This is a genomic window from Spongiactinospora gelatinilytica (genome assembly GCF_003236385.1).
Classification (GTDB): domain Bacteria; phylum Actinomycetota; class Actinomycetes; order Streptosporangiales; family Streptosporangiaceae; genus Spongiactinospora; species Spongiactinospora gelatinilytica.
In genome coordinates, this window is the sequence record NZ_POUA01000899.1 from 1 (window position 1) to 417 (window position 417).

1 protein-coding gene is annotated in these 417 nt (G+C 48.4%); it reads right to left on the reverse strand.

Annotated features, from left to right (window positions below; translation table 11 throughout):
- Nucleotides 1-417 (reverse strand): adhesive domain-containing protein (locus C1I98_RS46775; protein ID WP_199537612.1); only part of this gene is annotated, 417 nt, incomplete at both ends.

Sequence of the window (417 nt, forward strand, 5' to 3'; positions counted from 1 at the left end):
GGTTAAACCATTAATCTCGCCTGTCGCCCAGTCCTTTGCGTTCGCCAAGTTTTGCGCTGTGGCATCCGCAACAACTGTATCAATCGCATCCGTGGTTGTGGCATCGGCTACCTGTTGCTTATAGTCAGCCTTCTCTTCGTCGGTCAGATACTTCATCGCATCAATCGCTGCTGTTGCATCAGCCTTTGCGGTAGCCAAGTCTGCACCGGTCGTATCAACTTGCAATGGTGTCGTTCCTGCTGAATTTGCAAACAAGTCAACGTTAATCAATTCTGACCGTGCAATGGCACCCTTTACCGAAACAGAGTCTTGCGTGCCATCTGGCGTAACTTGTGTTGGAATCGTTACCGTAGTGCTACCAAGGATAGATAAATCAACTAACTGATTAACAGTATCACCTGTTCCGGTGGTCAACTC